Raw genomic sequence first — 16828 nt, 5'->3', positions numbered from 1 at the left:
GCTTACCCGGTTCGCGCACGCGCTGCCTTTCCCACTCAAATTGCTCGGGGCGTTGGTGCGCCGACCGGGGTCAGCGCACCATGGTCCGGAGATCATAGCGTTTTCCAGCGAAGTGGATGCCGGTTCGCGTCAAGAAAACGCGTCAAAATAAGGAATCTAGAGTCCCGTTTCGATTCAATCGAAACGGGACTCTAGCCGCGATGGTTATTTCCGGGCAGCCTCGAACGGGCTGATGAGATCGCCGGATTTCATTTTCGCCGGGAACAGGATCACCTGGGTGCCGGGCTTGCGGAACTGGTCCATATTCTTGTCCACGACGCCACGGAACTGCGCCTGCAGCGTTGCGGATTCCTTGCGCTCGCCGTCTGCGGCGAACGCGATCGGACCGACGATGGTCTTGTGCTCGTTCTCGCGCAGATACTTTGCGAGCGCCTTCTGGTCGAGCGATCCCACGGCCTTGATCGCCTGCTCGATCATCTGGCCGCTGGCGTAGCCGAACGGCGCCAGATAGTAGCCGAGCGGATCGACCTTGGCTTCGATGGCGCGCTTGGTATAGGTCTCGAAGAACGCTTTGGTCCCCTCGTTCTGCATGCTCGGTTCTGGCAGCCAGGTGTTGTAGTTGACGACGCCATTGAGCAGGGAGCCCAGGTTTTCCATGACCGCGCCGAACTGCAGCCCGACCATGCCGCCGCCGAAGATCTTGACGTTGTTGCCGATCCCGATTTCGTTCACGGCGCGCAAAATTCCGGCCGAGTCCGGCGGATAGGACGCGACATAGACGATGTCGGGCTTGGCAGCCTTGAGCGCACGCAGGATCGAGGAGAATTCCACCGTGTTCGGCGGATAGGCCTGGTCGAACACGATCTGCATGTTCATCTTCCTGGCGACGTCGCGTGCGGTCAGCGCCAGATTCTGCGCGAATTCCTGGTCGGCCGCCAGCAGCGCGATGGTCTTGCCGCCGGCCTTCTGGCCGAGCTCGAGGAAGGACGCGGCCCAGCTGTCGGCCGGTCCCCATGGCGCATTGTTGAACCACATGTCGTGGCCAACCTTGCTGTTCACCTGGAACGAGAAGTTGCCCATCAGCAACATGCCGCGCTGCTTGACCAGCGGCATCAGCGGCGCGGTGGGCACGGTCGCGTAGGGCGCGAACAGGATATCGACCTTGTCGACGTCCAGAAGCTTGGAATAGATCGCCGGCGTTTCCGAAGCGCTCGACTTGTCGTCATAAACGATGAGTTCGACCTTGCGGCCGAGCAGGCCACCCCTGGCGTTGACGTCGTCGCGCCAGATCTCGATGCCGAGCTGCGAGGCCTTGCCGCCGCCCGCCAGACCGCCGGTCTGTGCCATCGACATTCCGATCTTGATCGGGGGTTGCTGAGCGAGTGCGGCTGAGGTGAGCCCAAAAGTTAGGCCAAGCACGGCGGCGGTGATCGTTCCGCCGAGAAGCGTCCTGCGTTTCATTGATCCTCCCAAGATCTCGTTCTGTTTGGTTCTTGTCGCCTGTCCGCGCTCTATGGCGCTTTTGCTGCAAGGTTAGAACTAAAGCGCGCCCGGCCACAAGCCAGAATGGAACGCGGATGCAACCTTTGGCACCCTACGTTCGGGGGATCATCCGAAGTGAGGCTGCCGCGACCGTTGGCCGCGCTGGCCGGCCGCCGGCGCAGACATGGGAGATCGCCCATTCCCGCCGCGGGACGGCGGCCCGGGATCGCCGATGGGCCCGGTGCCGCGAGGCCAGTCGGTGAGTTGAAAGGTCGTTGCGCCGATATTTCTGATCGCCAATGCGCAGGCGCCGTTCAAGGACCTGCAGGAGCTGAACGCTTACGGCAAGTCACGGCCCGAGGGCCTGACCTTTGGGTGCAGGCAGAGGCTGGCCGCGCGCTTGCCGGTCCCGAGCTGAAACAAAACCCGCTAGACCAGGGGCTGGAAGCGTGCAGCGGCACGGCCGCGGAGTTCGGCAAATTCATCGACGACGAGACGCGCAAGCGGCGCGCGGTGGTCCGTGATGCGGACCTCAAGGGCGAGTAGGCTTTCTCTTCACTGATCGTTTGCATCTACCTTGGGTGTCAGCGTTGGATGGCAGCCAACAAAATCGAGCCTCAACGTCTATTGCTACATCGCCGCGCAACTGCTGTTCAGGTGGTGAAGCAAGGCGGTGACCATCTCATCCGCGATGAATGTCGAGTCCGCCCACCGAAGGGCAGGCTTTTTCCGTCGGGCGGTATGACCGCTTGGCGGCGGGTACCCCGAGAGTTCGGGGCTGCCAGCGTCCGATCTGCTCCGATGAGCCGACATGGTTAAGGCTTGACCCCGCAAAGTTACCATCGGCGCATCCAGACGCGGGGGCAGACAAAAGGCCGTCTTAATCCGGTGGTTCATCGGGGATAACAACCTTGCAGAGGCGGGCGGAATGGGTCACCATTCCGAATGGAAGCTAAATACAAGGCTAAACACAAGAAATTGCGCGAATAATCGACTGATCCCGTCAGGACGCGATTATGTTTTGTGATGCGTGCCGATCGGCAATGGATGAGCGGGACAAGTACTGCGCGGCCTGCGGGGCTCGGGCGCTGCAAAAGCGATGCGACAGCTGCGGTAAATCCAATCGGCCGGAAAGCAGTTTCTGCGCGTATTGCGGGGACTCACTGCGCGTAACCATCAACGGCGGCGGCGCTGTTGCCGAGGATGTCCAGGCCTCTACCGAACGCAAGGCCGAACTCAAATTCGTAACGATTCTTCGCGCGGATATTGTCGGCTCGACGACTATCGTTGCGGACCTCGACCCCGAACATGCCGTCTCCCGTCTCGAACCCGCGCTGTCGGCGATGCGAGCGGCGGTTCGCCAATTTCGCGGCACGGTCAGCAAGGAGCTCGGGGACGGATTGGTGGCCGCGTTTGGCGCCCCAAGCGCTGACGATAACCATAGTCGCCTTGCCTGCCACGCAGCGATCGAACTGATCCGGCGTGTGGCAGAACTTGGCGACCCGAGCATCCAGGTGCGCGTGGGGCTGCACTCCGCCTACGTCCTGGCCTATGTCGTTTTGAGTGACGTCTCCCACGTCTACGAATTCGGCGGATCAGCACAGCATCTGGCGGAACGACTGCAGGCTGTCGCCCCACCGGGACAGATCATGGCCTCGGAAGCGTGCCGGCTGCTATCCGAAGGGTTCATCGACTTCGAGACGATGGAGCCAAGGCATCTGAAGGGCTTCGCAAACCCAATTCCGATGTACAGGGTGGTCGCGGTTCACCAGCTTTCAACCTGGCAGGTTCGCAAGGCTCGAAGCATCGGCAGGTTTGTCGGAAGAGACTCTGAAATGAAGTCTCTTCGACAGGTGGCGGACGGAATCGCGAAAGACGGGAAAATGGTTTCCGTGCTTGGCGACCCGGGCATCGGCAAATCGCGTCTGGTGTACGAGTTTGTGGAGGAGTTGCGGGCGGCCGGATGGCGCGTGATCGAGGCCGAATGCAGCCCACCCTTGCAAGCCTCGCCCTTTGCCGTGTTGAAGAACGTTCTGCAATCGGCCCTGTCGCCACATTTGCGGGCCGGCAAGCCGATCCCGGGCGAGGATCCGCTCGCCGGTCTGCCACCGATCTGGCACGCGGCGATAGATGCCGTGCTGGACCTCCCGGTTTCGGATCCGGATTGGAGCAAGCTTGAGCCGAGGCAACGTGGCCGGGCAATTGCAGAGGCAAGCCGTGCCGTCATTGAGCGCATTACCCAGGACTCGCGGGTTATGCTTCTGATCGAGGATTTGCACTGGATCGATAGTGCGAGTGCGGCGCCAATTGAATCCCTGGAATCACTGACCGCCCGTCATCCCCTGCTGATCGTGACCACCAGCAGGCCCACCGGAACGCCGGAGCTGCGTAGCCGACGAAGCTCGGTCAGTCTGTGGTTGCGTCCACTGGACGACGACGCCGGTCGCGAAATGCTGGACGATATCCTTGGGCATTCGCCGTCGGTGACGGACTTGAAGGACCGGATCCTCCGGCACACCGGCAACGTACCGCTTTTCATCGAAGAGGTGTGTCGTGGTCTTTCGGATCAGGTCGTTCTCGGCGGGCACCACGATAGCGCCAGCGTTGACATCTCTCCGGATAGATTGGGCATGCCCGCGACCATTCAAGGCATGATTGCCGCGCGCATTGATCGTTTGAGTTGGGATGAAAAGATTCTGCTTCGAACAGCGGCTGCGGTCGGAACACAGGCAACCGCCCGCATTTTGCAGGAGGTGACGGGTCTGCCTGACGAGCAGCTGCAGTCTCAACTGGCCGCGCTCGATCGCGCCGAACTCCTGATCGAAGTCAGCCTGTTGCCGAGCCACGTCTACGAATTTCCGCACGAACTGATCCGCCAGGAAGCGTACGAATCCATGCTGGAAGCGGCGCGTGAAAAACTGCATCGGCGAATTCTCGCCAGCATCGAGGCTGGAGCGTCGGGTCGTCTGGACGACCAGTCCGACGTTCTTCTCTACCACGCAACAGGCGCAAAGGACTGGCGAAAGAGCGCCCTGTTCGCCCGCAACATTGCCAGGAAATGCATTGATCGTTCGGCACTGGCCGAGGGCGCGCAATATTTCGGGATTGCGATCGATGCGCTCGACAAGGCGCCGCTATCGGCCGAGCGCGAGGCACTTGCCATCGATCTGCGGATTGAGTCGCGCGTGGCGTTTTCTTCCTTCGGCGTCGTCGACAAGTGGCTGAGCCTGGCGAAGGAGGCCGATGCGCGCGCAGCGGCGATCGGGGACCATGCGCGCAAGGTCGCGACTATGGCGGTGCGCGCAGCGGCGCTCAATTTTTATGGCGCGCCCGTCGAAGCGATCGAGGCGGGGGAGGAGGCTGTCGGGAGGGCCGAGCAACTCGGCGATCGTGGATGGCTGAGCTACGCGGAGTTTGGCTTGGGTCAGGCGTACTTTGTTGCGGGCCGGTGCCGTGACGCAGAGAAAATGTTTGCACGCGCGTGCCAGCAACTGACGGGACCGGATCCCAGGGCTCCGCTCGGTAACACGCCGCAAGGTTTGGCTATCCTTTGCTACATGATGTGGGCTGTCGTGCTGAGTATGCGGGGTGACTGGGACCAGGCAGAGGCCATTCAGGGTCATGCGCGCGCGATTGCCGATCGCACCGGCCGACCCATCGATCGCGTGTCGGTTGGTTATTGCTCGGGCTCGATCCTGCTCAATCGCGGCGATTTCGCGGGCGCAAAAGTCGAGCTTGAGAAGGCGCTGAAGCTGGCCAAGGAACACGAAACAAAACTATACGTCCCAATTCTTGCCTGCCTTTGCGGTATGGCAAATCTGGAGCTCGGCCTGATCGACGAGGCCAAAGTCGTTTTGACGGAAGCACGGGACCAGGCACAGGCGGTCGGTCATTCATCAGTCATGTTGCGGGCGCCCAACTATCTGGCGCTTGCACAGAACACGTCTGCGGATGCGCTGGAAAATGTCAGATCCGTTCGCGCTGGAGCTCGCCAGCAAGGGTATGAAGGTCTTGAAGCGGAAACATGGTTGTCGGAAGGGAGGATGTTCGCGATGCGGCCGGAGGCCGATCCGGAACAAATAGGCCAATGCTTGCGGAACTGTATCGCCATTGCCGAGCGGCTTGAGCATAAGCCTCTTGTCGCAAGAGCTGAGGCGTTACTGGTCAAGGTGAACGGCGAGTCCGTTCGGCACTGAATGCTGCGCGTCAACTTTGATACATCGTCAATTTACGTCTGGTGTGAAACGGCCTCTTGAGGCAGTGAAACAAAGTGGAGGTGACAATGGGTGAGCAGAGCTTTCTTGCCGGGTTTTATCAGGACCCGAAATTTATCTACGCCATGAACGTCAACTATACGACCAAGGCTATGCCGGACAGCGTCAAGAAACTGAAAGAGCATGCAGGGTTTAATCTGGCCACCATGAAGTGGGGTGACTATCAGCCTATCCTGACGCCAAAAGATAAGTGGCCCGGAAAAACCCACGAGCTTTGGCAGGAATCGATGCAGGCGGCCCGAGACAGTCTCTCGAAGCAACCCAACAAGCTGCCGCTTTCGCCGAGCGATGCCGCGGTTCCCGCGACAAAGTGCGACTTAGCCGATGCCGCGATTCGAAAGTGCTTTAATTCGGAGCCACCGATTCAAATCATCATCGATGTGATGGTGAAAAAGGCTGCTGATCTTGATCCGACGCTCCACGACGTCAAGATAGAATGGACCACACTCAACGCTGAGCCGACCCTTAAATTTACGATGGTGTGCCCTTTCGAAGAGCCAAAGAAGGGTAGCTAGCCGAATTGCGGCCGGCTAGACAAGACTCCTGGAGGTATCATGGCAAAGATCAGGGTCGGTCTGGCCGGCTGCGGCTTTGTGTCTGAGCTGCATATGTATGCGTACAAGCGCGTCTACGGCCTGGATGTCGAGGTCAGGGCCGTCGCGGCACGCGGCGATCATGTTCTCGACTTTGCCCGCCGGCACCAGATCCGGAACGCGTATCGCAGTTTTCGCGATTTGATCACCGATGGTGAGCTCGATGTCATCGACATCTGCACGCCGCCCAATCTGCACGCCTCGATGATCGTCGAGGCGATGCAGGCCGGCAAGCACGTAATCTGCGAAAAGCCGTTCGCGGGCTATTTCGGGCAGGACGGCGACAAGGCGCCGATCGGCAAGCAGGTGCCGAAGGCGCTGATGTACCAGCGCGTATTGGAGGAAATGCAGCGCACCCGCGCGGCGATCGAGAAGGCCGGCAAGCTGTTCATGTATGCGGAGGATTGGATCTACGCGCCGGCGGTGACCAAGACCGTGGAGATCCTCCGTGCCACCAAAGACAAGATCCTGTTCATGAAAGGCGAGGAGAGCCACAGCGGCTCGCATGCGGCGCATGCCGCGCAATGGGCGATGACCGGCGGCGGTTCGCTGATCCGGATGGGATGCCATCCGCTTTCGGCGGTGCTTTATCTCAAGCAGGTCGAGGCGAAAGCACGGGGTGAGGCGATCAGCGTCGCCAGCGTCAGCTGCGACGTCGGTAACGTCGCGGCATGCCTGCGGCCGGAGGAGCGCGGCGTCATCAAGTCCAATCCGGTCGACGTCGAAGACTGGGGTACGCTCACCACTACTTTCTCCGACGGCACCAAGGCGACGATATTTTCCGGCGACATGATCGCCGGCGGCGTGCGCAATTTGATCGAAACCTACACCAGCGGTGGCGCGCTGTTCGCCAACATCACGCCGAACACGCACATGATGAGCTACCAGACCAGCGAGGAAAAACTCGCGAGCGTCTACATCACCGAAAAGGTCGATCGCAAGACCGGCTGGCAATATGTCTGCCTCGAGGAAGAATGGACGCGCGGCTACTTGCAGGAAATCCAGGATTTCATGGAATGCGTCGCGACGGGGAGGCAGCCACTCTCAGATCTCGCGCTGGCCTTTGAGACGATCAAGGTCAACTACGCCGGCTATTGGGCCGCCGAAGAGGGCCGTCGCGTCACGCTGTAAGCTGATCTCCTACGCCCCGCTTCCTGCGGGCTGCCTGGAGGTTCCGATGACGAATCTGACGAGGCTGCTGGTCCTGGCTGTCTGCTGGATGTGGAGCGCAGGTGCCGCGCACGCATGTTCCTGCGATCCCGTCTCTCCCGAAGCCGGCTTTGACCGCGCCCAATATGTGTTTGCCGGCAAGGTCGTCCGCGCAGACCAGCACGCATGGCTCATCGAGGTCGAGCGCGCGTGGAAAGGCGGTGAAAGGCTCGCACGCACCATCAAGTTGATGGACGTCTACGCAACGCTGGACTGCGAGTTCTTTTTTCAGCCTGGGCAGCGCTATGTTTTCTTCGCCATCCTGGCGAAGGGTGGTCGAGAGGTGTTTTATCACCCGCAAGCCTGCAACTGGACGAGACCCCTGCAGTCGACGCGCGTTCCCGTCGAGGGCAGTGAATCGCTATGGCTCGAGGATTTCATCGCTCGCGAGCACGGCCCGGGAGAGCAACCCCGCGCCGAGCGCCCTTGATCGGACAAGCCCCCGATGGAATACGCTACGACGCGTAGACCGACGATTTCGGCAGCGGGAATACCGGGTCCTGCGTCCTGATATTGGTCGGCCAAACCACCGAGATGTGCTCACCGGCATTCTGCATGACGACCGGGGTCGAGCGCTCGTTCTGGCCGGCCATGGGTGTGCCCGGCGGAAAGAATTTGACGCCGTAGCCCTGGATCGTGCCGCCCGGCGGGATGTCGACGTCGAGCGCCGCCTTGCGAATGGCATCGGGATTGAAGCCGCCGTATTTGTCCTTGGCAACGGGCAGCACGGCGTTGAGCAGGATCCAGGTCTGGTTGAAGCCCATCGAGCAGTGCGGCGGCACGTCAGTCGCGTTGGTCTTCTCCTTGTAGCGTGTGACCATTGTCTTGGTGAGATCGCCGATGCCGGGCGCCAGTTTGGTCGGATCGAGCAATTGCGCAGGCACCGGATCGATATTGCAGAAATTGTCGATGTCCGCGGCGAAGGTGGCGCGCAGCTTGTCGAGCTGGCTGTAGCCCGCACCGGCGCCGAACAGCATCTTGAACTTGAGGCCGTTCTCGCGCGCCTGACGCAGGAACAGCGTGATATCAGGGTTGTATCCCGCGTGAGAGATCACGTCGGGCCTCGCACGCTTGAGCTTGGTCACCAGCACCGAGAGGTCGGGTGCGGACGCCGAATAACCCTCGCGGAGCACGACCTGAAGGCCGGCTTCCTTGGAATAGGCCTCGTCGGCGGCGGCGACGCCGACACCATAGGGACCATCCTCGTGGATCAGCGCGACCTTGACGTCCTTGGGCTCCATCCCGAGTTTCGCCTTGGCATGCTCGGCGATGAAGCCGGCGAAGGCCTGTCCGTACTGATCGGAGTGAATCTGGGCGCGGAAGACGTATTGCAGGTTCTTGTCCTTGAACACGGCGGTCGAGACCGCGGTCGTGATCCAGAGGATCTTTTTCTGCTGCTCGACCTTGGCCGCGAGCGGCACCGCATGCGAGCTCGCATAGACGCCGTTGATGATGTCGATCTTCTCCTGGTCGATCAGGCGCACCGCCTCATTGATCGCGACCTCGGGCTTGCTCTGGGAATCGGCGGCGACGGCGGCGACCTTGTACTTGCCACCGATGCCGCCTTTTTCGTTGACGAGATCCATGGCGATCTGCGCGCCGATCGAGGAGGCGACCGAGCCGCCCGCAGCAAAGGGGCCGGTCAAGTCGTAGATCAGGCCGATGCGTACCGTTTCGGCCTGCGCCTGGGCACGTGTCCAATCAAAGCTGAATGCGGCGGCCGCAGCCGCAGAAGTCTTCAGCAGTGTTCTGCGTGAAGTGGGCATCGTGTCCTCCCATCGATTTTTCTTTGTTATGGCCGAGTATTTTGACAATGCGCTGGAATGTCAACGGCCTTGCCGAGCGGTTGATCGCGATAGCAGCGTTCCCGGCCGCAATTGCTGCGTCGCCGCGTCATGTTCGCCGCTCGAAGCTGCCGCCCTTAGCATGTCGCATGGGGGCCGGCTGGGGAAGGCCCATCAATTGCCGATAGCTGTGCCTGCACGTTAGATGCAAGCCGCGAGATGACTTTGCTTTCCCCGCCGTGTTGATGTTGGGACCTCGAAACCGGCGTTCACGAGCATGCTCGCAAGTTGCTTGCGCGCGTAAAACATCCGGCTCTTCACGGTGGCAAGAGGAATATCCAGCATCTCGCTCACTTCAGCGGGCGAATTCTCGCGCTCGTAGACCATGTCGATGATTTCGCGATGGGCTGGAGACAGCCTGGCGATGCATGCGCGCAAAATGCCGTTGGTTTCCTTTCGATCAAGCGCGATTTCCGGCGTGTCACCGGCATCTGCGATTCCGTGCACATCATCCTGATCGATGCTCTCGTGAATGCGCTCTCGCAGCGAGTTGATCGCCTTGAAACGGGCAATCGAGAGCAGCCATGTGGAAACCCGCGCGCGATATTCGAACCTGTTCGCGGAGCGCCAGACATCGAGGAATACCTGGCTGACGAGATCCTCGGCAATGCCGGGATTACGGACCGTCCGCTGGATGAAGTGAAGGACTCTGGCGCGGTGACGGGCGAACATGATGTGCATCGCGGTCTTGTTACCCTCCGCAACGCTCTTGAGAAGCATCTCGTCGGAGATGCTTTCCTCCACCTCCGTCGCATGGCGGGTGGCATAGGCCAGCTTGCCATCGCTGATCGCATCGGACTGCCCGGCTAAGCACTTACGGTTCTTGCCGATGAAGTCAGGCAGGATCGCGGCCGGAGAAGTCGGCAGCGAGCCGTGAGAAGGGACTTCTTCCCGACACCGATCCGGCAATGAAACAAATTTCTCCGCTGCTTGCCGCCGCTCGCTCACCTGCATCGTCCTCTCCATTTTCTTGACGCGATGGCGCTGAGGATGCGTCGCATGGAGTCGTTTGCGCTACCCTACGAGGGGTGCGTGCTTCTAGTCCCCTGGTCTAGGGTGAATTAGCCCGTGCAGCAGGGATGGGGCGCAGGATCGGACAATACGTGGTCGCTTTAGGAAAGACGCCCGATTTGCACAGTGCCTAAAATGCGCTCCGAGTGTTCGAACCCAGGGTCCCGCCGTGGTCCAGTTCCCAGCCGGCGCGGCCACACCCGCGTCCATCGTCGACGCCCTGAACGCGCTAGCCGGTCATCCTCCAAGGGTACGCTCAAGGGTACGCGCGAGCTTTGCCGAGGGCCGATGCGTTCGCGGCACCTATATTCCGTCGGACCGGGCGGCGGAAATAACGAGATCGCAAAGCTTCACGAAGCCATCACGCGTGCTGGCGCGATTCTCGGTGGGCGGCGATCCCAAAGTAGTGGATATCGACAGCGGCGTGCTGCGCGGCTTCAGCTTCAGGCTCGGCGGCGAAGATCATCGCTCGGACATGGTCCTGCAAAGCGCTCCGGTACATTTTGCGAGGACGCTCGACCAGATGCTGGCTTACGTCAAGGCGCGCATGCCGGGACCAAGCGGCAAGCCGAACATGAAGAAAGTCAAGGCATTCTCCGCCGCCAATCCCGAAACGCTGCATCAGGCCAACTACATCGCCGCGCTTCCGCCGCCCGGGAGTTTTGCCGGCACGACCTATTGGGGCGTGCACGCCTTTCCCGCGACGAGTTCGAAAGGCGAGACGCGGTTTATCAAGTTCAAGGTTGCGCCAGTCGGCGCAGACGTCACGCCGACCGGGGATCAGGCGAGGGCGAAGTCTGCCGATTTCCTTTACGACGACCTCAAGAACCGGATCGCCAAAGGCGATGTCCGGCTCAACGTGATGGCGCTGCTCGACCGTCCCGGCGATCCCGTCATGGACGTGACCAGCCGATGGCCGGATGAGGATGCCCGCGAAACGGTGCGGCTGGGCACGATCGTCATCACCGGTGTTGAAGCGAACGAGGCGTGCGACGCCTCCATCTTCAATCCGGCAACTCTCGCCGAAGGCATCGCTCATCCGCCCGACGAGATCTTTGCGGCGCGCCGCGCCGCCTACGTCATCTCACTGGGGAAGCGTCGCTGATCCGCTGCGCCCGGCATTGGCCTGGATCAATTCTCGCTTTCCGGGGCATTTTGCGCTTCGCGGCGCCACGCTCCCGGGCTGACGCCGACCGCGGCCGAAAACACCCGCGTAAAGTGGCTCTGATTGGCAAACCCGGCCGATATCGCAATCTCGGACAGCGACAGGTCGGGGACGGTCATCAACTGCTTGGCGGCCTTCACCCGTTGGCGAAGCAGCCATTGGTGCGGCGGCAGGCCGGTGGAGCTGCGAAAAGCCCGTGAAAAATGGCTGACCGACAGATCAAACTCGGCCGCGATTTGTTGCAATGAAATTTTCCCGCCAAGATCGGACTCGATCCTTTCACAGGCGCGCCTCGCCTGCCACGGCGCCAGACCGCCGCGGGTCGGTTTGGCGTCGGGACGCAGTCCGCCATACGCCTGCGCGACGTGTGCGGCGAGGGCGAGCATCATGTGATCGACGAAAAGCTGATTGGTCTCGCCCGGCCGGCGCAAGCCTTCCTGCAGCGAGGCGCCGATGTGACGGATGACCGCGTCATCATGGGCGACACCAAGATCACAGGCGAGCTCACCGACGCGAGGCGTGCGGGACTGCTCGGTGAGGCTGTCGAGCGCGGAGCGCGGCAGGTAGAAAAACAGGGAGTGGAATGGCTTGTCGATCACATAGCGGGGATCGCGCTTGAGATCGTACAGGTATGTCGTCCCCGCCGGGACATCCGCCTTCATCACGCACTTGCCATTCTCCCAGAGTTCGCAGTCCGGGAAATCGTGAAGTTTCAGGCTGACGAGAAAAGCATCCTCGAGCGCGAACGAGCCGGAAAGGCCCGGCACGGGGTTGTCATTTCGGGTTTCAGTGAATGCGAGCTGCACACCGCGCAGTGACCGCGTCATCAGCGACGGCGGCGCATCCTTCAAATGCAGGATTTGCCCGAGCCTTTGCCCGAAGCCCGTCTGTATCATCTGGTTCGGTCTCATGCGCGGAACTGGACCAGGCAGGTCATCATCGTATCGCGAGGTCGCGGCGGATTATCTGATATCAGCGAGCGATCGTCTAGACTTGCTCGTAAAACGCGAAGCTGTTGCGAGATCAACCGGCGCAATCGCGGGAAGGCGATTTTCAGAGCAAATTCAATGATTTTCCTGCTTGATCACCTGGTCACGCGTCCGCGGCGTCTCAGCCATTAGTATCACGATTGCGCGCTTGGAGCAGGTTCCGGCAAAGTACGGCGGCTTTAGGAAAGACGCCGTACTTGTACGGAGTTTAGAACACGCCCCGAACGATCGACTCAAGTTGAACGACCGCGACAGGCAACGGGGCAGTAGCGATTAGGAGACTAAGCAATGCTTGCCACCACCGCACTTGCCCGCTCATCCGCCCTACCAACCTTACCCCGATTACCCATGAGCATGGCTGCCGACAATACGGATCGCCCACTCGTCCTGATCGTGGACGATGACGAGGACGTCCGGTTCGCAATTCGAGAACTTCTGCTGTCGGTGGGAATCGACGCATGTTGCTTCGGATCGACACAGGAATTGTTGCAGGCCGATCTTCCGGAGCGGCCGGGCTGCCTGATCCTCGATGTTCGCATGCCCGGCGCAAGCGGCCTCGATCTCCAGCAGCATCTCGCCTTGAACGGTCATACGAGACCGATCATTTTCCTCACCGGTCATGGCGACATCGCGATGACCGTGCAGGCGATGAAGGCGGGAGCCATTGACTTCCTTACAAAGCCCGTCCGAGACCAGACGCTGCTCGACGCCGTCACAGCCGGAATCGAGAAGGACATTTCGCTGCGGACCGCCGCCCGGCACGTCAAGCTGCACGTCGACCGCTACGCCAAGTTGACGCCGCGCGAACGCGAGGTCATGCGCGAAGTGGCAAGGGGCCGCCTCAACAAACAGATCGCGTTCGATCTCGGCATCAGCGAGATCACCGTCAAGCTCCACCGTGGCAACGTGACGAAGAAGATGCAGGCGGCGTCCGTCGGGCAGCTCATTCGCATCTGGGAACTGCTGCCTGCGGAGATCCGGGAGCAAAAATCACCCTAGACCAAAGGATGGTTACGACCCGGCCAGCAATGGGCGAGACGAGGGTGTGGTCAGCCGGCCACGCTAGCGAAGGTTATCGGCTTGTCCAAAGCGCCCCTGGTCGCAATCGTAGATGACGACGACGCTGTTCGGGAGGCCCTTTCCGACCTCCTTATGGTGCTGGATCTATCGTGTCGCACTTTCGATCGAGCGGAGGCCTTCATGGCGGAATTTGTCCCTGACCGGTTCGATTGCCTGATTACCGACGTGAGCATGCCGGGCCATAGCGGGCTTGACCTGCTGCGGCATTTGCGGAGTCTCCGTTCCGCGATGCCGGTCATCATCGTCACGGCTGACACCAATCCGGCGACCCGATCTCGCGCCATGAGAGGTGGGGCCTATGCATACCTGACCAAGCCGGTAAGCAGCGATGTCCTCTTTCGTTACCTGCAGTCCGCCCTGAGGCACGCCGGCTGTGGCCCTGACGGCGATGGGCAGGGGCCTTCTGATGGTTAATCCTGTCCACAAGGCCGTTGCGGGTGGCCGCGAACAATCATTCACATCCCCGCCGGGGATGGCGTTGTCCGATTTCACATCTGAAAGCGTGGCATCGCGTTCGGAGGACTTGCGCGGAACAAACATGCGGGTCGAGGTGGACAGGCTCCACAACATGCAGGTACCTGCGGACATCATGCGAAAATGGCAGGAGATCGCAGATCTTCTGGCCGATATTGTAAATGTCCCCTCCGCCTTGATCATGAGGGTAGAGCCGCCAAATATCAAAGTCCTCGTTTCCAGCGAGTCCAAGGGGAATCCTTACGAACCGCACGAGGCCGCGTGTCTCAATACAGGGCTTTATTGTGAGACTGTAATGAACACCCGTCGACCGTTGATCGTCCCGGACGCCCTGCAGGACGAGGCGTGGAAATCAAACCCTGACATCAAACTGGGCATGATTTCATACCTCGGCGTGCCGATCAGTTGGCCCGATGGCGAGATATTTGGAACGATTTGTGTTCTCGACAGGAAAAGCAACGGATACAGCGAGCTCTATCTCAGACTGCTGTTGCAGTGGCGCGACGTGCTGCAGGCGGATTTGAGATCCATTGCAACCACGCAGCGGGAGATTGAACAACGTGAAGCGAAAATTCGCCGCCTCGTCGATGCCAACATCATCGGCATCGTCATCTGGAATGACGGGGGGCAGATTCTTGATGCCAATAGCGAGTTTTTGCGCATCGTTGGATATGATCAGCACGATCTCCTGTCCGGTCGCGTGAGCTGGGCCGACATGACGCCCCCCGAATGGCGTGATCAGAATGCGTTGATGCTGTCCGAGGCAAAGAACAAGAAAGCCGTGCAGCCCTTTGAAAAGGAGTATATCCGGAAGGATGGCCGCCGCATTCCAGTGTTGATCGGCATCGCGACCCTTGAAGGGACAGACAGCCAGGGTGTCGCGTTTGTGCTCGATCTAACCGAGCGTCGACGGGCAGAAGCGGAAGCGCGTGAGAGCGAGCGGCGATTCCGCAATATGCAGACGGAATTGGCCCACGCGAACCGGCTGGCAACTCTGGGCCAGCTTACGGCGTCCATTACGCATGAGGTCAAGCAGCCGATCACGGCAGCGCTGTTGAATACCCAAACCGCCCAGCGCTTCCTCGCTCGCCAGCAGCCGGATGTCGAGAGGGCGAAGAAGGCAATAGACCGAGCCGTGCTGAACGGCATGCGTGTCACTGAAGTTGTCGACCGGACGCACGCGTTGGTCAGGAAGGAGCCGACGCGAAAGGACAGCTTGGAGATCAATGAAACGATTTCGGAAGTTATCGGATTGACGCGCGGTGAAGTGTCGAAAAACAGCGTTCAATTGCGGACTCAATTTGCGGAGGGTTTACCTGTCATTCAAGGCAGTAGGGTCCAGATTCAACAGGTGATGCTGAACTTGATCGTAAATGCAGTCGAGGCGATGAGCCAGATGAGCGACGACCGTCGGGAGTTACTGATCAGCACCCAGGCTGAAGCTGACGGTATTCTCGTTGCGGTGCGAGACTCTGGCCCGGGGCTGTCAGAGGGGGCTATCGAACGAGCCTTCGAGGCATTTTATACGACGAAGTCGAGCGGTCTGGGGATGGGACTATCGATCTGCCGTTCGATCGTCGAGGATCACGGAGGACGGTTGTGGGCGGCAGCAAACGTCCCAAGAGGTGCGGCGTTTCAATTCACAATTCCCATCAATTCGGATTGCGAGGACTGACCGCGTATTGCGCCTCCAAACCCTCATCAATAGCACGCATGGCGGCCGCATGACGCGATTGCCTGCGGCTTAACACACGTCCCGCCAACCCTATCCCAAGGTACAGGTTGACCTATCCGCCGCGCCAGCGGGATCAGACTCGCCGCACGATACCGTCACGCGGCGTTTGCCAGCATCCTGTAGGCCTACAAGAGACAATAGCTAACGTGAGCACGAGACCATGAGCAAGCCGATCTTGCGCGAACCTTCGGATGATCTGCCGGCCGCGTCTGAAGCGCACCGGAGCGACGTGCCGAGTGCCGACGGGCGTCCTGCCGATGTGGAGATGGCACGCGTACTCGGGACCACACCCTTTCACATGGCGTTGGATTCCTCCGGTGCCGGGATCGCCCACTGGAAGCATGAACCGTTGCACGACGTCGTCGAGCCCATGACCCATCACGTCATCATGGCTTACAACGGCATGATGCAGCGCATGGAGCGGCGGACGGGAAGATCGGTTGCGATTGGAACGTTTCGTCCCGGGGTCGTGATCATCATTCCGGAAGGATCGAGCTCCCGATGGGATATTCCGAAACCCGTTGATGTCGTTCAGCTCTATCTTCCGCATACAATGCTCGAGCGCGTTGCCCGCGAAGCCGACACCGCCGCACCAACCGGTCTGCTGGAGCGAACGGCGCATCCCGACCCCATTACATCCCGATTGCTCCTGACCGCGGCCGATGCCATGCAGGGCAATGGGCCCCTGGATACGCTGTTCAGGCATCAACTGACGGACCTGCTGGCCACGCGCCTGTTGGCTGCGCACACCGGCTCGCCAACCACGTTCCAGCCGACCCTGGGTGGGCTGTCGCCCTCAGCGCTGCGCCGCGCCATCGAACGCCTGCGCTCGGACAGCGATACGGACGTCTCGCTCGCGGCGCTGGCTTCGGATGCCGGGCTGTCGCGCTTCCACTTCTGCCGTTCCTTCAAGGAAAGCACCGGGCTTTCCCCTCACGCCTGGCTGCGCCAGCACCGGCTCGAGCAGGCCAT

General features: G+C 60.6%; 14 protein-coding genes. 10 read left to right on the top strand and 4 right to left on the bottom strand.

What is annotated here, in order from left to right:
- Positions 1–204 precede the first annotated feature (204 nt).
- On the bottom strand, positions 205–1461 hold the full coding sequence (locus tag JQ567_RS30560) for an amino acid ABC transporter substrate-binding protein (protein ID WP_212442270.1): 1257 nt from the start codon (positions 1459–1461) through the stop codon (positions 205–207).
- Positions 1462–1857: 396 nt separating this feature from the next.
- Here JQ567_RS30560 and JQ567_RS30555 point away from each other — a divergent pair, with 396 nt between their 5' ends.
- From JQ567_RS30555 to JQ567_RS30535, 5 genes are all read left to right on the top strand, one after another.
- Positions 1858–2028, top strand: a complete 171-nt coding sequence (locus tag JQ567_RS30555; RefSeq protein ID WP_212442269.1) for a hypothetical protein — start codon at positions 1858–1860, stop codon at positions 2026–2028.
- 470 nt (positions 2029–2498) lie between these two features.
- Positions 2499–5678: an AAA family ATPase gene (locus JQ567_RS30550; RefSeq protein WP_283816596.1), complete on the top strand. Its 3180-nt coding sequence runs from the start codon at positions 2499–2501 to the stop codon at positions 5676–5678.
- Positions 5679–5764: 86 nt separating this feature from the next.
- The gene (locus JQ567_RS30545) at positions 5765–6271 is read left to right on the top strand and encodes a hypothetical protein (protein WP_212442267.1); all 507 of its coding nucleotides are present in this window, start codon (positions 5765–5767) and stop codon (positions 6269–6271) included.
- Positions 6272–6310: 39 nt separating this feature from the next.
- The gene (locus JQ567_RS30540) at positions 6311–7480 is read left to right on the top strand and encodes a Gfo/Idh/MocA family protein (RefSeq protein ID WP_212442266.1); all 1170 of its coding nucleotides are present in this window, start codon (positions 6311–6313) and stop codon (positions 7478–7480) included.
- A gap of 46 nt (positions 7481–7526) precedes the next feature.
- Complete coding sequence (locus JQ567_RS30535) at positions 7527–7988, top strand: hypothetical protein (RefSeq protein ID WP_212442265.1); 462 nt, start codon at positions 7527–7529, stop codon at positions 7986–7988.
- A 25-nt stretch (positions 7989–8013) separates the two neighbouring features.
- On the opposite strand, the gene JQ567_RS30530 is transcribed toward JQ567_RS30535, so the two are convergent.
- Together JQ567_RS30530 and JQ567_RS30525 are read right to left on the bottom strand one after the other, a co-directional pair.
- Positions 8014–9324, bottom strand: coding sequence for an ABC transporter substrate-binding protein (locus JQ567_RS30530; RefSeq protein ID WP_212442264.1), 1311 nt, complete (start codon positions 9322–9324; stop codon positions 8014–8016).
- Positions 9325–9543: 219 nt separating this feature from the next.
- Positions 9544–10191, bottom strand: coding sequence for a sigma-70 family RNA polymerase sigma factor (locus JQ567_RS30525; protein WP_312017495.1), 648 nt, complete (start codon positions 10189–10191; stop codon positions 9544–9546).
- Between the two features lie 391 nt (positions 10192–10582).
- Here JQ567_RS30525 and JQ567_RS30520 point away from each other — a divergent pair, with 391 nt between their 5' ends.
- On the top strand, positions 10583–11518 hold the full coding sequence (locus tag JQ567_RS30520) for a catalase (RefSeq protein WP_212442262.1): 936 nt from the start codon (positions 10583–10585) through the stop codon (positions 11516–11518).
- A gap of 26 nt (positions 11519–11544) precedes the next feature.
- Here JQ567_RS30520 and JQ567_RS30515 read toward each other — a convergent pair whose 3' ends face one another.
- Positions 11545–12474: an AraC family transcriptional regulator gene (locus JQ567_RS30515; protein WP_212442261.1), complete on the bottom strand. Its 930-nt coding sequence runs from the start codon at positions 12472–12474 to the stop codon at positions 11545–11547.
- Positions 12475–12915: 441 nt separating this feature from the next.
- Between JQ567_RS30515 and JQ567_RS30510 the strand changes: the two genes are divergently transcribed.
- The 4 genes from JQ567_RS30510 to JQ567_RS30495 all read left to right on the top strand — a co-directional run.
- Positions 12916–13566 carry a response regulator transcription factor gene (locus JQ567_RS30510; protein ID WP_212442324.1) on the top strand — a complete coding sequence of 217 codons (651 nt, stop codon included), beginning with the start codon at positions 12916–12918 and terminating at the stop codon, positions 13564–13566.
- 81 nt (positions 13567–13647) lie between these two features.
- Positions 13648–14061 carry a response regulator transcription factor gene (locus JQ567_RS30505; RefSeq protein WP_212442260.1) on the top strand — a complete coding sequence of 138 codons (414 nt, stop codon included), beginning with the start codon at positions 13648–13650 and terminating at the stop codon, positions 14059–14061.
- The gene (locus JQ567_RS30500) at positions 14054–15796 is read left to right on the top strand and encodes an ATP-binding protein (protein WP_249165827.1); all 1743 of its coding nucleotides are present in this window, start codon (positions 14054–14056) and stop codon (positions 15794–15796) included. The genes JQ567_RS30505 and JQ567_RS30500 overlap by 8 nt, the downstream gene beginning before the upstream one ends.
- Before the next feature lie 220 nt (positions 15797–16016).
- Positions 16017–16828: AraC family transcriptional regulator (locus JQ567_RS30495; RefSeq protein ID WP_212442259.1), on the top strand; the 812-nt coding region annotated here is incomplete at its 3' end.

Source organism: Bradyrhizobium sp. AUGA SZCCT0431 (assembly GCF_018131065.1).
In the GTDB taxonomy this organism is placed as follows: domain Bacteria; phylum Pseudomonadota; class Alphaproteobacteria; order Rhizobiales; family Xanthobacteraceae; genus Bradyrhizobium.
The sequence above is the reverse complement of the archived record's forward strand: the minus strand, read 5'-3'. Positions and strand labels throughout refer to the sequence as shown.